At 57.7% G+C, this 15,010-nt stretch carries 15 protein-coding genes, 1 tRNA gene and 1 riboswitch; of the genes, 8 read left to right on the top strand and 8 right to left on the bottom strand.

What is annotated here, in order from left to right:
* The first annotated feature begins 156 nt into the window (after positions 1–156).
* Genes RUESEDTHA_RS06540 through glf form a run of 3 tightly spaced genes read left to right on the top strand, consistent with a single transcriptional unit; the run spans position 157 to position 3,001 of the window.
* Positions 157–957 carry a glycosyltransferase family 25 protein gene (locus tag RUESEDTHA_RS06540; RefSeq protein ID WP_171123958.1) on the top strand — a complete coding sequence of 267 codons (801 nt, stop codon included), beginning with the start codon at positions 157–159 and terminating at the stop codon, positions 955–957.
* Entirely contained in the window at positions 954–1,847 is an 894-nt protein-coding gene (locus RUESEDTHA_RS06535) for a hypothetical protein (protein WP_180885437.1), read from the top strand. The genes RUESEDTHA_RS06540 and RUESEDTHA_RS06535 overlap by 4 nt, the downstream gene beginning before the upstream one ends.
* A complete protein-coding gene (gene glf, locus RUESEDTHA_RS06530; RefSeq protein WP_180885435.1) occupies positions 1,844–3,001 on the top strand; it encodes a UDP-galactopyranose mutase in 1,158 nt (385 codons plus the stop codon). The genes RUESEDTHA_RS06535 and glf overlap by 4 nt, the downstream gene beginning before the upstream one ends.
* 6 nt (positions 3,002–3,007) lie before the next feature.
* Here the strand turns inward: glf and arsB are convergent, their stop codons facing one another.
* The 4 genes from arsB to RUESEDTHA_RS06510 are packed head-to-tail and all read right to left on the bottom strand — an operon-like array spanning position 3,008 to position 7,126.
* Positions 3,008–4,039: an ACR3 family arsenite efflux transporter gene (gene arsB, locus RUESEDTHA_RS06525; RefSeq protein ID WP_180885433.1), complete on the bottom strand. Its 1,032-nt coding sequence runs from the start codon at positions 4,037–4,039 to the stop codon at positions 3,008–3,010.
* On the bottom strand, positions 4,036–5,301 hold the full coding sequence (arsJ, locus tag RUESEDTHA_RS06520; RefSeq protein WP_180885431.1) for an organoarsenical effux MFS transporter ArsJ: 1,266 nt from the start codon (positions 5,299–5,301) through the stop codon (positions 4,036–4,038). Before arsJ ends, arsB begins: the two co-directional genes overlap by 4 nt.
* Positions 5,298–6,296 (bottom strand): ArsJ-associated glyceraldehyde-3-phosphate dehydrogenase, encoded by a 999-nt coding sequence (locus RUESEDTHA_RS06515; RefSeq protein WP_180885429.1) that lies wholly within the window; start codon positions 6,294–6,296, stop codon positions 5,298–5,300. The genes arsJ and RUESEDTHA_RS06515 overlap by 4 nt, the downstream gene beginning before the upstream one ends.
* On the bottom strand, positions 6,293–7,126 hold the full coding sequence (locus RUESEDTHA_RS06510) for a helix-turn-helix domain-containing protein (protein ID WP_180885427.1): 834 nt from the start codon (positions 7,124–7,126) through the stop codon (positions 6,293–6,295). Before RUESEDTHA_RS06510 ends, RUESEDTHA_RS06515 begins: the two co-directional genes overlap by 4 nt.
* A gap of 164 nt (positions 7,127–7,290) precedes the next feature.
* On the opposite strand from RUESEDTHA_RS06510, the gene RUESEDTHA_RS06505 reads away from it, so the two are divergent.
* From RUESEDTHA_RS06505 to RUESEDTHA_RS06490, 5 genes are all read left to right on the top strand, one after another.
* Positions 7,291–7,366 (top strand) — tRNA-Thr (locus RUESEDTHA_RS06505).
* A 468-nt stretch (positions 7,367–7,834) separates the two neighbouring features.
* Positions 7,835–8,047: riboswitch (cobalamin riboswitch) on the top strand.
* Positions 8,048–8,253: 206 nt separating this feature from the next.
* A complete protein-coding gene (locus RUESEDTHA_RS20845; RefSeq protein WP_255431636.1) occupies positions 8,254–8,385 on the top strand; it encodes a hypothetical protein in 132 nt (43 codons plus the stop codon).
* Positions 8,385–9,143 (top strand): metal ABC transporter ATP-binding protein, encoded by a 759-nt coding sequence (locus RUESEDTHA_RS06500; protein WP_171240244.1) that lies wholly within the window; start codon positions 8,385–8,387, stop codon positions 9,141–9,143. Before RUESEDTHA_RS20845 ends, RUESEDTHA_RS06500 begins: the two co-directional genes overlap by 1 nt.
* The gene (locus tag RUESEDTHA_RS06495) at positions 9,136–10,038 is read left to right on the top strand and encodes a metal ABC transporter permease (protein WP_219635822.1); all 903 of its coding nucleotides are present in this window, start codon (positions 9,136–9,138) and stop codon (positions 10,036–10,038) included. Before RUESEDTHA_RS06500 ends, RUESEDTHA_RS06495 begins: the two co-directional genes overlap by 8 nt.
* Positions 10,035–10,931 (top strand): metal ABC transporter solute-binding protein, Zn/Mn family, encoded by an 897-nt coding sequence (locus tag RUESEDTHA_RS06490; RefSeq protein WP_180885425.1) that lies wholly within the window; start codon positions 10,035–10,037, stop codon positions 10,929–10,931. The genes RUESEDTHA_RS06495 and RUESEDTHA_RS06490 overlap by 4 nt, the downstream gene beginning before the upstream one ends.
* 101 nt (positions 10,932–11,032) lie before the next feature.
* Here the strand turns inward: RUESEDTHA_RS06490 and dxs are convergent, their stop codons facing one another.
* Genes dxs through RUESEDTHA_RS06470 form a run of 4 tightly spaced genes read right to left on the bottom strand, consistent with a single transcriptional unit; the run spans position 11,033 to position 15,010 of the window.
* The gene (gene dxs, locus RUESEDTHA_RS06485) at positions 11,033–12,961 is read right to left on the bottom strand and encodes a 1-deoxy-D-xylulose-5-phosphate synthase (protein WP_180885423.1); all 1,929 of its coding nucleotides are present in this window, start codon (positions 12,959–12,961) and stop codon (positions 11,033–11,035) included.
* 16 nt (positions 12,962–12,977) lie between these two features.
* Positions 12,978–13,844: a polyprenyl synthetase family protein gene (locus RUESEDTHA_RS06480; protein ID WP_180885421.1), complete on the bottom strand. Its 867-nt coding sequence runs from the start codon at positions 13,842–13,844 to the stop codon at positions 12,978–12,980.
* Positions 13,845–14,087, bottom strand: a complete 243-nt coding sequence (locus RUESEDTHA_RS06475) for an exodeoxyribonuclease VII small subunit (protein ID WP_171123978.1) — start codon at positions 14,085–14,087, stop codon at positions 13,845–13,847. It abuts the gene before it with no gap.
* Positions 14,084–15,010: a histone deacetylase family protein gene (locus RUESEDTHA_RS06470; RefSeq protein WP_180885419.1), complete on the bottom strand. Its 927-nt coding sequence runs from the start codon at positions 15,008–15,010 to the stop codon at positions 14,084–14,086. Before RUESEDTHA_RS06470 ends, RUESEDTHA_RS06475 begins: the two co-directional genes overlap by 4 nt.

The following is a 15,010-nucleotide window of genomic DNA, read 5'->3' as shown; positions in this document are numbered from 1 at the left end:
GAATTTCTGGCGTTCTGGATAGGTACTTGTAGTTGCGCGGTTTTTTGCCGCTGTGGGTTTTTAGCGTAGCTTTCGAAAAAAACGCTCGTTCTTTCGCTTTTCTACTGCTTAAATGTTAGTATTAGGAACGCGGAATATTAAGATGGTATTAAAGTCGTGTCGATCACTGCCGTTATCCTTAGCCTGCCAAAAGATGTAGAGCGGCGACGTTTCTGCGAAGCAGAACTGGCCCGCTTTGGATTGAGTCATGAGTTTTCGGATGCGATCGCGGGCGAACAGCTGGGCCGGTCAGACCTGAAACTCATTTATGATGAAGAAATGAACCGCGCCAAGTTCAAGCGCCCCCTTAGTCGAAATGAGGTGGCCTGTACGCTTGGGCACCGCCAGATCTGGCAGCACATCGCTGAATCCAGCGATTGTGTGGGCCTTGTTCTGGAAGACGATGCCACTTTCATCCGTGACCCACGATCCTTTTTGAACGCGCTTGCCGAATGTCCCGAGTGCTTTGAGGACGTCATGATCAAACTGGACGGCGTTCCGGGCAAGAACGCGCAGATCATCAAGGAATTTGCCGATCAGAACCTAGTTCTGTCTGACATTCTGCCGCCCAGAACCACCGGTTATATCCTTGGGCGGCGCGCGGCTGCCAGATTGCTACAGGTTGATGCTCCGATCGCGCGACCTGTCGATATCGACTTGAAATTCTATTGGGAACATAAAGTCCCGATACTGACCTTGGGCAAGCAGATGATTGCCGAGCGAGATTCCCATGACAGCAATATCGAAACTGCCCGTCGCAAGACCAAGCCGGGTTCGGCGGTCGAAAGATTTGTCCGCAATCTTGTCTATCAGGCCAAGTTTACGCATGGCCGGTTGAGCCACCCACTGAACCCGGACATGATTGACGGGCTGGGTCCTTTGCTTCGCCCCGAACAGCAGGTCCGGTCCCACGTATGAAGAATAGCCTTGTGGTTGTCCGTGCGGGCAGCAACTCACTTCACCACCGGTGGCTGGACATCCCCTATGAGGACCGAAACTACGATCTATTGATCAGCTACTTTTCGGACGAGGCATATGCGGAATTTACGCCCGAACCCGGCGTCGAAGCGGTTTTGGTCAAAGGCGGTAAATGGGACGGGCTGTTCAAGACGCTTTCGAACCGCAATCTGGACCAATACGACTATTACTGGCTGCCGGATGATGATCTGGACATAAGCGCGTCAATGGTGAACGCGCTGTTCGACGCTATGGGCGGCTATGGACTGCGTATCGCACAGCCATCTCTCAGCCCGGACAGCTATTTTTCCCATTTTGTGTTTAGCCAGTGCCCCGGCTTTGTTCTGCGTTACACCAATTACATTGAGATCATGGCCCCATGTATGCATCGGGACATTCTGAAAAAGGCGTTGCCGCTGTTCGAAAACACCATGAGCGGCTACGGGCTGGATTACATCTGGTGCCGCTGGGCCGAAGCCGGGGCCTTCCGAACCGCGATTCTGGATGAAATCGCGATGCACCATACCCGTCCGGTCGGCAAGAACCTGAAAGCTGCCATGGCCGAGACCGGCAATCTCAGTTCGGAAGAAGAAGAAGCCGTCCTGAAAGAAATGTTCGATCTGTCCCGTCGTACCGTACCTGTTATTTTTGCCGGGATACTGACAGGCGGACAGCCTGTTTCAGGTCGGCTTCAACTGGGATGGCTCATGTGCCGGGCGTGGTTGTCAAAACTATCGAGTTTCCGCAATGCGGGCGAGGCGCGGTCTGGTGTCCTCAAGATCGCACGGCGGCAGTTGATCAAGCCGCTGGATATGACGACGATAAACTTGAAGACGAAGGCATTGAAATGAAAGCAAGTCGTTTCCTGATGGTTGGTGCTGGGCTGTCCGGTGCCGTGATAGGCCGAGCACTGGCCGAAGCAGGGCACGAAATCACAGTTGTCGACAGCCGCGACCATATCGGCGGCAACTGTCATACCCAGCGCGACGCTGATACCGGCGTCATGGTCCATGTCTACGGCCCCCATATCTTTCACACCGACGACGAAGAGGTCTGGTCCTACGTCAATCGGTACGCAAATTTCCTGCCCTACAAGAACCGTGTAAAGACGACCTCTCGGGGGCAGGTCTTTTCGCTGCCGGTCAACCTGCACACAATCAACCAGTTCTTTGCCAAGACGATGCGCCCGGACGAAGCGCATAGCTTTATCACCGAAGAGCAGGCCGACACCTCGATCACTGATCCGCAGAGCTTTGAGGAGCAGGCCATGCGGTTCGTCGGGCGTGAACTCTATGAGGCGTTCTTCAAAGGATACACGATCAAACAGTGGGGGTGTCACCCGTCCGAGCTGCCTGCGTCGATCCTTAAACGCCTGCCGGTGCGGTTCAACTACGACGACAATTACTTTTTCCATCAGTTTCAGGGAATGCCGGAAAACGGCTATACCGACATGATTTCGGGTATCCTTGATCACCCCTCGATCACCGTCAAACTGAACACGACCTTTGACCGCAACATGGCCGAAGGGTTTAACCACGTCTTCTATTCGGGGCCGCTGGATGGCTATTTCGATTACGAACTTGGACGCCTTGGATACAGGACCCTGGATTTCGAACGCTTTACCTATGACGGGGATTATCAAGGCTGTGCCGTTATGAATTACGGCGAAGAAGACGTCCCCTATACGCGGATCACCGAGCACAAGCACTTTGCCCCCTGGGAAACACATGACAGGTCGGTCTGTTATCGTGAGTATTCGCGCGCGGCCCAGCCGGGCGACATTCCTTATTACCCGATCCGGCAGGTGAAGGAAAAAGCGCTGCTTGGCGAATATGTCGAACTGGCTAATAAGACCGCGAACGTGACCTTTGTTGGGCGGTTGGGAACCTATCGCTATCTGGATATGGACGTCACGATCCGCGAGTCTTTGGATACGGCTGCGGCTGTTCTTGCGTCGTTGGAAGCGGGTGACGACCTCAAACCGTTTTTCGTTTCGGTGCTCTAAGCACGGTCATGCCTTGTGCGGGGCCGCCGGATCAGAAAACCGGTTGCGCGTGCGGTTTGCAAAAGCCACGAGTGACAGCATCACCGGTACCTCAACCAGAACACCCACAACGGTTGCAAGCGCCGCGCCCGAGTTCAGCCCGAACAGGCTAATCGCGACGGCGACGGCCAGTTCAAAGAAGTTGGATGTGCCGATCATGGCGCAGGGTGCGGCGATGCGATGGGGCACCTTCAACGCATAGGCTGCACCATAGGCCAGTGCGAATATGCCGTAGCTTTGGATCAGAATGGGCACGGCGATCAGCACAATCACCAGCGGCTTGGCCAGAATGGTTTGCCCCTGCAGACCGAACAGGATGACCACCGTGGTGATCAGGCCCAGCACGGACCACGGCTTTACCCGCGCCGAGAACGCATCAATAGCCTCCTGCGAGCCCAGTTTGCGCCGTGTGAGCAGACCAGCAATCAGGGGCAGCACCACGTAGAGAACCGTTGCCAGAACCAAGGTCTGCCACGGGACTGAGATATCGGTGACCCCCAACAGGAACGCGACGATCGGGGCAAAGGCCACGACCATAATCAGGTCGTTCACCGAGACCTGCACAAGTGTATAGGTTGCGTCCCCTTTGGTAAGCTGAGACCAGACAAATACCATCGCCGTACAGGGGGCCGCGCCTAGCAGGATCAGACCAGCGGTGTATTGCGCGGCGTCTTCCGGTTTGATCCACGGCGCGAATACGTGGTCAAAGAACAAGACAGCCAGAAAAGCCATTGTGAACGGCTTGATCAGCCAGTTGACCACTAGCGTGACAATAAGGCCCTTCGGCTGACGGGCGACCCCTGCGACAGCGCCGAAATCGACGCTGACCATCATCGGATAAACCATGGCCCAAATCAGTACGGCCACCACAAGATTGACACTGGCCACCTCGGCCGATGCGACCAACGTCACCAGCCCGGGGGCCACCAATCCGATCAAAACGCCTGCGATCATTGCAAGGGCGACCCATATGGTTAGGTAGCGTTCGAAAATGCTCATGAGTACGCCTCGTTCGTCTGATCGGTGAGCTTGCTTGCGGTCAGTGCCGCCAAGGCTACCATAATAGCAGCAGTTCCCAGCACCAGTGGAAGGCCGCCGATCTGATAGGTCAGGCCGGATAGGACGGTGCCCAGCAGACGGCCCGTCGCATTAGCCATGTAATAAAAACCGACATCCATCGTGACCCGCTCGGACTTGGTAAAGGCAAGGATCAGGTAGGAATGTAATGAGGAATTGATTGCGAAAATCGCCCCGAACACGAGCAATCCAAGAACCAGTGTCACGGTCAACCATGCCTCAGGCCCCGACGACATCAGAACAGCGACCGTTAATGCAGCTGGGACACAGAACAGGGCCAAAGCCCAATTGCGGGCGGCCCGGATCAGGTCGCCCTCGGTCCGCTCGGATGCGTGCAGGATTTTGGGTGCGCTGGCCTGAACCGCTCCGTACAGGATAACCCAGACGGCCATGAACGTGCCGATCATGAAAAAGGCCGCGCGATTTCCTTCTTCGGTCCCGTCGGACAGGACCGCGTAGAAATAGATCGGGATACCGACCACGAACCACACATCCCGCGCTCCAAACAGAAAGACGCGTGCTGCAGACAGCCAGTTTACATTTGCGGATTTGGAAAAGACCTCGGAAAACTTGGCGCCCTTGCGTCCTTGCGGCAGGCCGGGTGGCATCAACACAAAGATCGCCACCAGAATGAGTGCAAGCACAATGGCCATCGCCAGTGTTGCCCACATGAAGCCAACAGTTGCCAGCAGACCGGCCCCCAGCAGAAAGCCCAAACCTTTGACCGCGTTTTTCGATCCGGTCAGAATGGCGACCCAGCGGAACAGCCCTCCGCCTGTTGTTGGGGCCAGCAGTTTCACGGCCGATTTGGATGACATCTTGGCCAGATCCTTGGCTACCCCGCTGGCGCCCTGAACGATCATCACAAAGACGACTTTGACCGGAATTGCCCAGTTAGGGTCTAGTTGTGTCAGTACCAGCAGCGCCCCGACCTGTAGTGCAAGCCCTGCATACAGCGTTGAGGTCAGGCCGAACCGCGCCGCGATCCAACCGGCCGCCAGGTTCGTGACCATCCCGGCAATTTCGTAAAGAACGAACAAATACGCCAACTGCACCGGCGAGAACCCCATCGTATGAAAGTGCAACAGCACCAGCATCCGCAGGGCCCCGTCGGTCAGCATAAAGGCCCAATAGGCCGCCGTGACCGCAATATAGGCCGACAGTCCCTCGGGCCGCTGCGTCACAACGCGGCCCCGACCATCAGCGCCACGTCAACCAAACGATGTGCATAGCCCATCTCGTTGTCATACCACGCATAGATTTTCACCTGCGTTCCGTTCACAACCATGGTCGAAGGCGCATCGACGATCGAAGACCGCTTGTCATTGGTGTAATCGGTTGAGACCAGCGGCCGGGTCTCATAGCCCAGAATGCCCCTTAGTTCGCCCTCGGCGGCGGATTTAAAGAAGGCGTTGACCTCTTCAGCGGTGGTTTCGCGTTCAACCTCGAATACGCAATCGGTCAGCGAGGCGTTCAGAAGCGGCACCCGAACCGCATGGCCGTTCAACCGGCCCTTTAGTTCGGGATAGATCAGCGTGATCGCCGTGGCGGACCCGGTGGTGGTCGGGATCAGCGAATTCAGCGCCGACCGCGCACGCCGCAGGTCTTTGGCGGGGCGGTCCACGATGGTTTGGGTGTTGGTCACATCGTGGATCGTAGTCATCGAGCCATGGCGGATGCCCAGATTTTCATGGATAACCTTGACCACAGGGGCCAGACAGTTCGTGGTGCAGGAGGCCGCCGTTACGATGTGATGCGTGGCTGGGTCATAGGTACCCTCGTTCACGCCCATCACGATATTGGCCGTAGGCCCGTCCTTGACTGGGGCCGAAACAACAACCTTCTTCACCCCCGCCGCAAAATAAGGGTCAAGCTTGGCCTCGGTCTTGAAGACGCCGGTGCAGTCGATCACCACATCCACACCGTCCAGCGGCAGGTCGGACAGGTCTTTGGTGCCAATGAACGGCAGGCGGGTGCCATTGATCGTAACGCTGTCGGCGTCGTGGGCAAAATCGGCATTCCAGCGGCCATGCACCGTGTCGAACTCCAGTAGATGCGCGTGCATCTCGGGGTCACCGACCCCGTCGTTGATCCAGGCGATCTTGACACCCTTTTCCAGCAGGGGCTTCAAGGCCAGTTTTCCCATCCGGCCGAGGCCGTTTACCGCGTAAGTGGTCATTTCGTGTCCTCGACGTGGGTTCTGCCGATATCGTCGACGGCAGTTTGCAATGCGATCCGATCCAGGCTTTCGACCGGCAAAGAGGTGAACGCTTCGATCCGCCGTTTCAGCGCACCGTATGCGTTTTGGAAGGCGAGGCTTTGCTCGGCCTCTGTGCCGGTTGTTTTGACCGGGTCGACCATACCCCAGTGGCCACTAATGGGCTGACCTTCCCAGGCCGGGCATTCTTCGTTGGCGGCCTGATTGCAGACCGTAAAGACGAAATCCATCTCGGGCGCGTCGTCTGTGGCAAACTCGGACATATGTTTCGAGCGCAGGCCCGATGTATCGTGCCCCTTGTCGTTTAGTACCTGAACGGCAAAGGGGTTGAGTTTCGACGTAGGCTGCGTGCCCGCGGAATAGACGCTAAACCGATCCCCGCCTAGTGTCCGCAAAAGGGATTCAGCAAAGATCGAGCGGGCGGAATTTCCCACACACAGAAAAAGTACGTTGAATTTCCGATCCGTCATTTTCCTGGTTCCTTGTGTTGAAGGCATACAGATATCAGGTCGTCCACGGCAGCAGTCGTTCAGCAGGAATTCCAGCATGTGCTGTACATTCTTCATTTCAATTGAATAGAGCAGAGAGGTTCCCACCCGTTCCTGCGTCACCAGACCCGACCGCTGAAGCGCGTTCAGGTAGTTCGACAAGGTGCTGGCCTTGATCCCCAGTTCCGTCGCCAACTCACCTGCCGGGACGGTGTCGGGAAATCGTCGCATCAACATGCGGAACACGGAGATGCGCTGCGGGTGGCCAAGAATGGCAAGCTGGTCGGTTATCTGTTCTATCATATTTCATGAAATATTGAATTATGAATGAGTCGGCAACGCCCGATCCGCACAGTTACAAATAATTCACAATTGACGCTGGAAGGCGCAGCGCGTGTTGGGTGGAGGATCTCCGGCAGATCAAGGCTTGCACGCCACTTTGGGAGCGTTTAAACGGTCCTGCGTTTGCCTCAATAGCTCAGCTGGTAGAGCAGGTCCTTCGTAAGGACAAGGTCGGGGGTTCGAGTCCCTCTTGAGGCACCATTCTTCTCAATTTCGACGTAAATTAGGAACTGGGATCAAGGCTTTCGACCATTCTTATTGGTGCCGGTTGCGTTTTCGACTTTGATTAATCCGGTCTGGGCTGCGGTCAGGATTTGCAATTGGGTAATCGCCGGTCATCGTAACAGCGCAAACCGCGGTGATGCATGCCGAACCCTCAAAGTCTGTAGGTCTCAACGCCTGTTCTGGAAAAACGATTCGACAAGTTGGATCGCTGTCTTGCCCTTCATTAGTCGAAACTGCTTCAGGATCAGGTGTTCAAACCTGACCGGAAGGGTCGAAGTTGAGAGGCTAGGCCAAAGGATAAGCCCAACATAGGGCTTATTTTCGCAATGAACCTCTGTTCAGAACGCATGCGGTCTTGATGTCGGGCTTCCTTTTGTCGCGCCCGGCGCAGCGGCGCACAACTGCCAAAGCTGGACGTTGACCCTTGCCGAATCGACGCGGTTCCTATTTTGTCGCCCTGATGGTTCCCGACCGCTGTCTGCGGGAAGGGATAAAAGGGAATACGGTGCGACCCGGTCAAATGGGTCAAGTCCGTGACTGCCCCCGCAACTGTAGGCGGTGAGCGACCCGAGATCGTCCACTGGGCATTTGCCTGGGAAGGATCGGGATAGCGTAGACCCGCAAGTCAGGAGACCTGCCATCCGAATATTTAGTAACCTGGGCGGGGTGTCCCAGAGGGAGATGACAATGTTCCAAGCGGTTTGCCGCCCGTTGTCTTGTACTCGCCTGTGCCCCGTCTGAATGAAGGAGGCGATGCGCATGTCATTGCATTACTGTCAGTTCAGGCTCTGTAGAATGTGCAGGGAAATCGCTGCCTTAACGCTGCCTGATTGCGCTTGCCTTACGCCCTGCGAGGCAACCTCATGACGCGCCGTTCGAATTATGCGGTGGGCCAACGCGGGCGCTGCCTGACCGAGTTCAGCGTGCCGGTTCTGGTCGCGGGTGCCTTGGTGCTGTCCGTGCTGTTGTGGCTTGCGATCTACATGGTGATCTGATGACGGCTGTTCTGCAAATCCGCGATGTGACGCTTGGGTACCGCGAACTGACGTTGTTTCGCCGACTGACGATGGATATCGAAGCGGGAACAACCTTGGCTGTGTTAGGTGCCAACGGGTCGGGTAAAAGCACGTTTGTGAAAATGTTGTTGGGCTTGATGGACCCGCTGTCGGGCAGCCTGAACTGGCCCAAGGGCCGCCCGCGCGAAATCGGTTATTTGGCACAAATGACAGAATTTGACCGGCGTTTCCCAATTCGCGTGCGGGACTTGGCGGCAATGGGTGCCTGGCGCGGGTTTGGATTTCGATCGGGGCTGGACAACGCGGCACGTGACCGAATGACCGCTGCGCTGGACGAAGCTGGCGTTCTTGATATCGCTGACCGCCCGATTCACATGCTGTCAGGTGGACAATTGCAGCGCGCGCTGTTCGCGCGGGTCATTATGCAGGATGCACCGTTGATCCTGCTGGACGAGCCGTTTGCGGCCGTTGACCAAAGCACCGAGGCGCATTTGCTGTCGATTATTCACCGCTGGCGCGACGAGGGGCGCTCTGTTGTGTTGGTGGTGCATGACCTGTCTTCGGTGTTGGATCATTGCAGCCACGCCCTGTTGCTGGGTGGGCAAGAGGCCACGCACGGCCCGGTGGATGATGTACTGACGCCGGACCGTTTGGTGGCCCAGGGGTATCTGTCCGAAAGTCAGGCGTCCTGGATGTTCCGGTCCAGCCCAAAACCGCAGGAGCCCGCGCATGTTTGAACTGCTCAGCGAAATGTGGAGCTTCGCCTTCATGCGCCGTGCTTTCGTGGTCACGACCGTCTTGTCGGCTTCGGTTGCTCCGGTCGGGGCGTTTCTTGTTCTGCGGCGTTTGTCGCTGGCGGGCGAGGCGATGGCGCATGCGATCACACCGGGCATTGTCATTGGTTTCGTGACCGCTGGCCTGTCAGTCATGTCATTGCTGGTCGGCGGTCTGATTGCGGGTGTCGGTGTCGCTATGCTGACGGCGTTGTTGGCGCGCAGAACGATCCTGCGTAGCGACGCCAGCCTTGCGTCGCTCTATCTGATAGCGCTGGCGGTTGGGATATTCATTCTGTCTGCGGCGGGGTCGGCTGTTCCGTTGAAAAGCTTCCTGTTTGGCTCAATCCTTGGGATCGACGACGCGTCGATGCTGCTGGTGGGCGGTGTGGCGACCGTAACGCTGGTGGCCTTTGCGTTCCTTTTGCGGCCATTGATTGTCAGCACTTGCGACCCGGTTTTCTTTGAAACACAAACGCGGCGGCCCTGGCTGGTCGATCAAGGTTTCATGCTGCTGCTGGTGCTGAACCTGCTGGCTGCGTTCAAGACTTTGGGCACGCTGATGGCCGTGGGTTTGATGATCCTGCCCGCAACAGCAGCACGATACTGGGCCAGTACGATTACAGCTCAGTTGGTTTTGGGTTTCATTTTTGCGCTGTCCAGTTGCTGGATCGGGCTGACCCTGTCTTACCTGTTCCCAGAGACCCCGTCCGGACCGGCCATTGTTCTGGTTGCCGGGGGAATTTTCCTGATCTCGGCCATCTTCGGCCCTCTTGGTTTCGGCAAAAGAGCCCGCAAACCGGTCGTTTCCAGCGACTTATCCGTTACTCAGATTCAACAAGAAGAGAAAGCACAATGACTCTAATAAAATCGCTCTATGCCAGCATCGCCTCGGCTTCGTTTGCGTTGGTCGCATTCCCGGCCATCGCAGGTGAGGACGACGTCCAGATCGTAGCCAGTTTCTCAATCCTTGGGGACATGGTTGAAGAGGTCGTTGGCGATCTGGCCAACGTGACGACGATCGTGGGCCCCGACGCAGACGCGCATGTCTATCAGCCTTCAGTCGCCGACGCCAAAGCCGTTGCCAAAGCTGACATCATCTTTGTCAACGGTCTGGGCTTTGAAACATGGTCCGACACGCTGATTTCAGAATCGGGTACCGATGCGACGGTACACGTCGCCACCGATGGGATTACTCCGGTCAAGGTCGACGGCGAAATCGACCCGCATGCGTGGAACTCATTGTCGAACGGGGTGGTCTATGTGACCAATGTCGCGGATGTATTGAAAGCTGCGATGCCTGAGCACGCGGATCAGATCGCGGCCAATGCCGAAGCCTATATCGCAGAGCTTGAGGCGCTGGACGCAGAGACCAAGTCCAAGTTGGCAGATTTGCCTGCGGACCGCCGCACCGTCGTGACCGCGCATGATGCGTTCGGATATCTGGCTGATGCTTACGGCCTGACCTTCCTGGCCCCCGTCGGGATCGACACCGAGGCGGAACCATCCGCAAAAGATCTGGCCATCCTGATCGACCAACTGAAGGCCGAAGGTGCTGCCGCTCTGTTCGTGGAAAACATCACTAGCCCCGCTCTGGTTCAGCAAATCTCGGAGGAGACCGGCATTGTCATCGGTGGCCGCCTGTTTTCCGATGCGCTGTCCGAGCGGGGAGGCCCCGCGACAAGCTACCTTGCTATGTTCCAGCACAATCTGGGCACACTGATGAACGCGCTGGGCGAACCCGCAAGCTGATTAGAAGTTTCTACGCGAGGTGGTCAGATTTACTGACGCCTCGCGGACGAATTGAACCGGGGCCCGAAAGCTCCGGTTTTTTGCTCTGCCGATTGGCCCGATTAGGCGCGCTTTTCACCGATTGTGGTGACGCCCAGCACCGAAAGCACCTTGGCCTCGATCTGTTCTGCGTTCATACCCGCCACCGCATACATATCCGCCGGGCTTGCCTGATCGATGAAAATATCAGGCAGAACCATCGACCGATATTTCAGGCCGTGATCGAACACGCCTTCGTCCGCCAGCAACTGCGCCACATGAGAGCCGAAACCGCCAACCGCACCCTCTTCGATGGTGATCAGCGCCTCGTGATTGGCCGCAAGGTCCAGGATAAGGTCACGGTCCAAAGGCTTGGCGAACCGGGCGTCCGCAATTGTTGGCGTGATTCCGCGGGCTGACAAAGCCTCGGCCGCTTTTTGCACTTCGGCCAACCGGGTGCCGAAGGATAGCAGCGCCACCCGCGCCCCTTTCTGGATCATACGCCCCTTGCCGATTTCCAGAACCTCGCCGCGTTCGGGCAGGTCCACCCCGACCCCTTCTCCACGCGGATAGCGGAAGGCGATTGGCCCATCGTCATGGGCCGCTGCCGTAGCAACCATGTGCACCAGTTCGGCCTCATCCGCGGCAGCCATGACGGTCATGCCGGGAAGATTGGCGAGGTAGGCAATGTCGAATGACCCCGCATGGGTCGCCCCATCCGCCCCCACAAGGCCCGCCCGGTCAATCGCGAACCGCACCGGAAGGCGCTGAATGGCCACGTCATGCACAACCTGGTCATAGCCGCGCTGTAAAAAGGTCGAATACATCGCGCAGAAGGGCTTCATCCCGCCCGCAGCCAGCGCGGCAGCAAAGGTCACGCCGTGCTGTTCGGCAATCGCCACGTCAAAGCAGCGCGAGGGGTAGCGTTCTGCGAACAGATTTAGGCCGGTTCCATCCGGCATCGCGGCAGTGACGGCAACGATCTTGTCGTCCCGCGCGGCCTCATCCACCAGCGTGTTGCCAAAGACCGAGGTATAGGAGGGTGCGTTTGACGGTGCTTTCTTCTGTTTTCCGGTCACGACATCAAACTTGGCCGTTGCGTGCCCCTTGTCGCGGGCTTGCTCTGCCGGGGCGTATCCCTTGCCCTTTTTGGTCAGCACATGGATCAGGATCGGACCGGTCGCCCGCGCCTTGACCGTGCGCAGAACCGGCAGCAACTGGTCCATATCGTGACCATCAAGCGGACCGATATAGGAAAACCCCAGCTCTTCGAACAAGGTGCCACCGACTGCCATGCCCTTGAGCATTTCCTTGGCCCGTTTCGCGCCCTCGCGGAAAGGCTCTGGCAGCAGAGAAACAGCACCTTTTGCCGCCGCTTTCAGATCGTGAAATGGAGCCTCGGCATAAATTCGGGACAGGTAATTGGACAGCGCGCCGACCGGGGGGGCGATGCTCATCTCGTTGTCGTTGAGGATCACGATCAGGCGTTTCTTGAGGTGGCCCGCGTTGTTCATCGCCTCGAACGCCATGCCCGCCGACATCGAACCGTCGCCGATCACGGCAATCGCATCGCCCAATCCTTCGGGCGTGACACCGCCAAGATCGCGCGCGACGGAGAACCCGAGTGCCGCACTGATCGAGGTCGAGCTATGCGCCGCGCCAAACGGGTCATATGGGCTTTCGCTGCGCTTGGTGAAGCCGCTCAAGCCGTCTTTCATGCGCAAAGTACGAATGCGGTCGCGCCGTTCGGTTAGGATTTTATGCGGATAGCACTGATGTCCAACGTCCCAGATGATCTTGTCGCGCGGTGTATCGAACACGGCGTGCAGCGCTGTGGTCAATTCTACCACACCCAGCCCTGCACCCAGATGCCCGCCCGTGACCGAAACGGCCGAGATCGTTTCTGCCCGCAATTCATCCGCAACCTGACGTAGCTGCGCGTCCGAGAACTGCTTCAGGTCCGCGGGGCGGCTCACGAGGTCCAGCAAGGGCGTGTTCGGGCGATCTGACATTTGGCGCGTTCCTGGCTTAGCTGTCCCGGGCAATAACGAAGCGGGCGGCGTCCTTCAAGGTTTCCGCGGTTGACCCATAGCCTTCAAGTGCGTCGCAGGCCCGATCCACCAGATCGGCCGCCCGGCTTTTGGCGGTATCCAGACCCAGCAGCGACACAAAAGTTGCCTTGCCTGCCTCTGCATCCTTTTGAAGACGCTTTCCGGCGATTGCCGCGTCTCCTTCAATATCCAAGATGTCGTCAGCGATCTGAAAAGCAAGTCCGAGATCCCGCGCGTATCGGCGCAGGGGTTCGGGATCCGCGCCAGCCAAACGCGCCCCTGCACAGGCCGACCATTCGATCAAAGCACCTGTCTTGCCAGCCTGAAGCTGGGTGATCTGATCCAGCGATAAAGGCGATGTCGCAGTTTCCGCAGCAATGTCCAACGCCTGACCCAGCACCATTCCCTGCGCACCGCTTGCCTTGGCCAATGTCAGTGCCAATTCTGCGCGGGCCATGGCAGATCCGACCTCGGGTCGGGCGCACAGCTCAAACGCTAGCGTCTGCAATGCATCCCCGGCCAAGACCGCCGTTCCCTCATCCCATTTCACATGAACCGTCGGACGCCCCCGGCGCAGGTCATCGTCATCCATGCAGGGCAGATCATCGTGAACCAGCGAATAGGCGTGCAACGCTTCTATTCCCGTTGCGGGCCAAATAGCCTGCGCCGGGTCCACACCGTGCAGCCGTGCGCTTTCCAGAACCAGAAATCCACGCAGCCTCTTGCCGCCTTCGGTGGCATAAGCCATTGCACGGGTCACATCCAAAGCATCCAGCGCGCCCAGAACCAGATCGAACTGCTTCTGAATCCGCGCGGCATCCCGTGCCAGAATGTCTCGAAACATTTACAGGCCTTCGACAGGTGTCGTTCCGGTTGGCTGACCATCCGCATCCAGCGTGATCGCGGCTACCTTTTCTTCAGCCCGCTTCAACTCGTCTTCGCAGCGCTTCTTCAAGGCCGCACCGCGCTCATACAGGGCAATGGACTGATCCAGCGCCACATCGCCACGCTCAAGTTGACCAACAACGGCCTCAAGCTCTTTCATCGCTTGCTCAAATGTCATCTGATCTACAGGGGTATCGGTCATCGGGCTGCCTTCATCAGTTCTTCCACATGGGCACGTGTGGCCTCGGCCAGTGCGTTCAGATCATACCCGCCTTCCAGAGTCGAGACGATACGCCCGTCACAACACTCATCGGCGATCTTGCACAGCTCGGCCGTGATCCATGCAAAATCGCTGGTCGACCAATTAAGCTCTGCCAACGGATCGTCCTGATGCGCATCGAAACCGGCCGAGATGATGATCAGTTCTGGCTTGAATGCCCGTAGCCGCGGGAAGGCTTGGGCCTCATAGGCCGCGCGCACCTCTGCTCCACCGGACTGGGGCGGCAGCGGAATATTCAACACCGTATCGTGGGCCCCGGTTTCATCCGGGCGTCCCGTACCAGGCCACAGCGGCATCTGCTGACTGGTTATGACCAGAGCACGCGCTTCATCCCATAGCAGATCCTGTGTGCCATTTCCGTGGTGCACATCGAAATCCACCACTGCCACGCGGCTCAACCCGTGGTGATCCAGCGCATGTTTGGCAGCCAGCGCCGCATTTCCAAACAGACAAAAGCCCATCGCCGTTTCAGATTCGGCGTGGTGTCCCGGCGGACGGATTGCACAAAACGCATTCGGAGAGTCGCTGCTCAGGACCAGGTCGACCGCCCGAACAACAGCCCCAGCCGCGCGATACGCGGCATCCACGGAACCGGGCGACATGAAAGTGTCGCCATCAATCTGCCTGTATCCTTCGGTCGGGCGGCTGCTGCGGATACTCCGTATGTGGCTTTCGGGGTGAATTCGCAGCAAGTCATCATCCGCGGCAAGCGGAGCTGTCCTTCGGTCCAAGTCCAGCGATTCGAGCGCATGAAGAACATGCTCAAGCCGCGCTACCCGTTCGGGATGTCCTTCCGGGGTCACATGTTCAAGGCAATCCGCGTGGGTCAAAAGAGCAGTCTTCAT

The organism is Ruegeria sp. THAF57 (genome assembly GCF_903914075.1).
Lineage (GTDB): Bacteria > Pseudomonadota > Alphaproteobacteria > Rhodobacterales > Rhodobacteraceae > Ruegeria.
This window is presented reverse-complemented; position numbering and strand designations above follow the sequence as displayed.

Coding starts and splice junctions, on each gene's coding strand:
- RUESEDTHA_RS06510 (WP_180885427.1), bottom strand. CDS start 7,126: ATGATAGAACAGATAACCGACCAGCTTGCCATTCTTGGCCACCCGCAG.
- RUESEDTHA_RS06535 (WP_180885437.1), top strand. CDS start 954: ATGAAGAATAGCCTTGTGGTTGTCCGTGCGGGCAGCAACTCACTTCAC.
- RUESEDTHA_RS06500 (WP_171240244.1), top strand. CDS start 8,385: ATGACGGCTGTTCTGCAAATCCGCGATGTGACGCTTGGGTACCGCGAA.
- RUESEDTHA_RS20845 (WP_255431636.1), top strand. CDS start 8,254: ATGACGCGCCGTTCGAATTATGCGGTGGGCCAACGCGGGCGCTGCCTG.
- RUESEDTHA_RS06490 (WP_180885425.1), top strand. CDS start 10,035: ATGACTCTAATAAAATCGCTCTATGCCAGCATCGCCTCGGCTTCGTTT.
- dxs (WP_180885423.1), bottom strand. CDS start 12,961: ATGTCAGATCGCCCGAACACGCCCTTGCTGGACCTCGTGAGCCGCCCC.
- glf (WP_180885435.1), top strand. CDS start 1,844: ATGAAAGCAAGTCGTTTCCTGATGGTTGGTGCTGGGCTGTCCGGTGCC.
- RUESEDTHA_RS06470 (WP_180885419.1), bottom strand. CDS start 15,010: ATGAAGACTGCTCTTTTGACCCACGCGGATTGCCTTGAACATGTGACC.
- RUESEDTHA_RS06495 (WP_219635822.1), top strand. CDS start 9,136: ATGTTTGAACTGCTCAGCGAAATGTGGAGCTTCGCCTTCATGCGCCGT.
- RUESEDTHA_RS06515 (WP_180885429.1), bottom strand. CDS start 6,296: ATGACCACTTACGCGGTAAACGGCCTCGGCCGGATGGGAAAACTGGCC.
- RUESEDTHA_RS06475 (WP_171123978.1), bottom strand. CDS start 14,087: ATGACCGATACCCCTGTAGATCAGATGACATTTGAGCAAGCGATGAAA.
- arsB (WP_180885433.1), bottom strand. CDS start 4,039: ATGAGCATTTTCGAACGCTACCTAACCATATGGGTCGCCCTTGCAATG.
- RUESEDTHA_RS06480 (WP_180885421.1), bottom strand. CDS start 13,844: ATGTTTCGAGACATTCTGGCACGGGATGCCGCGCGGATTCAGAAGCAG.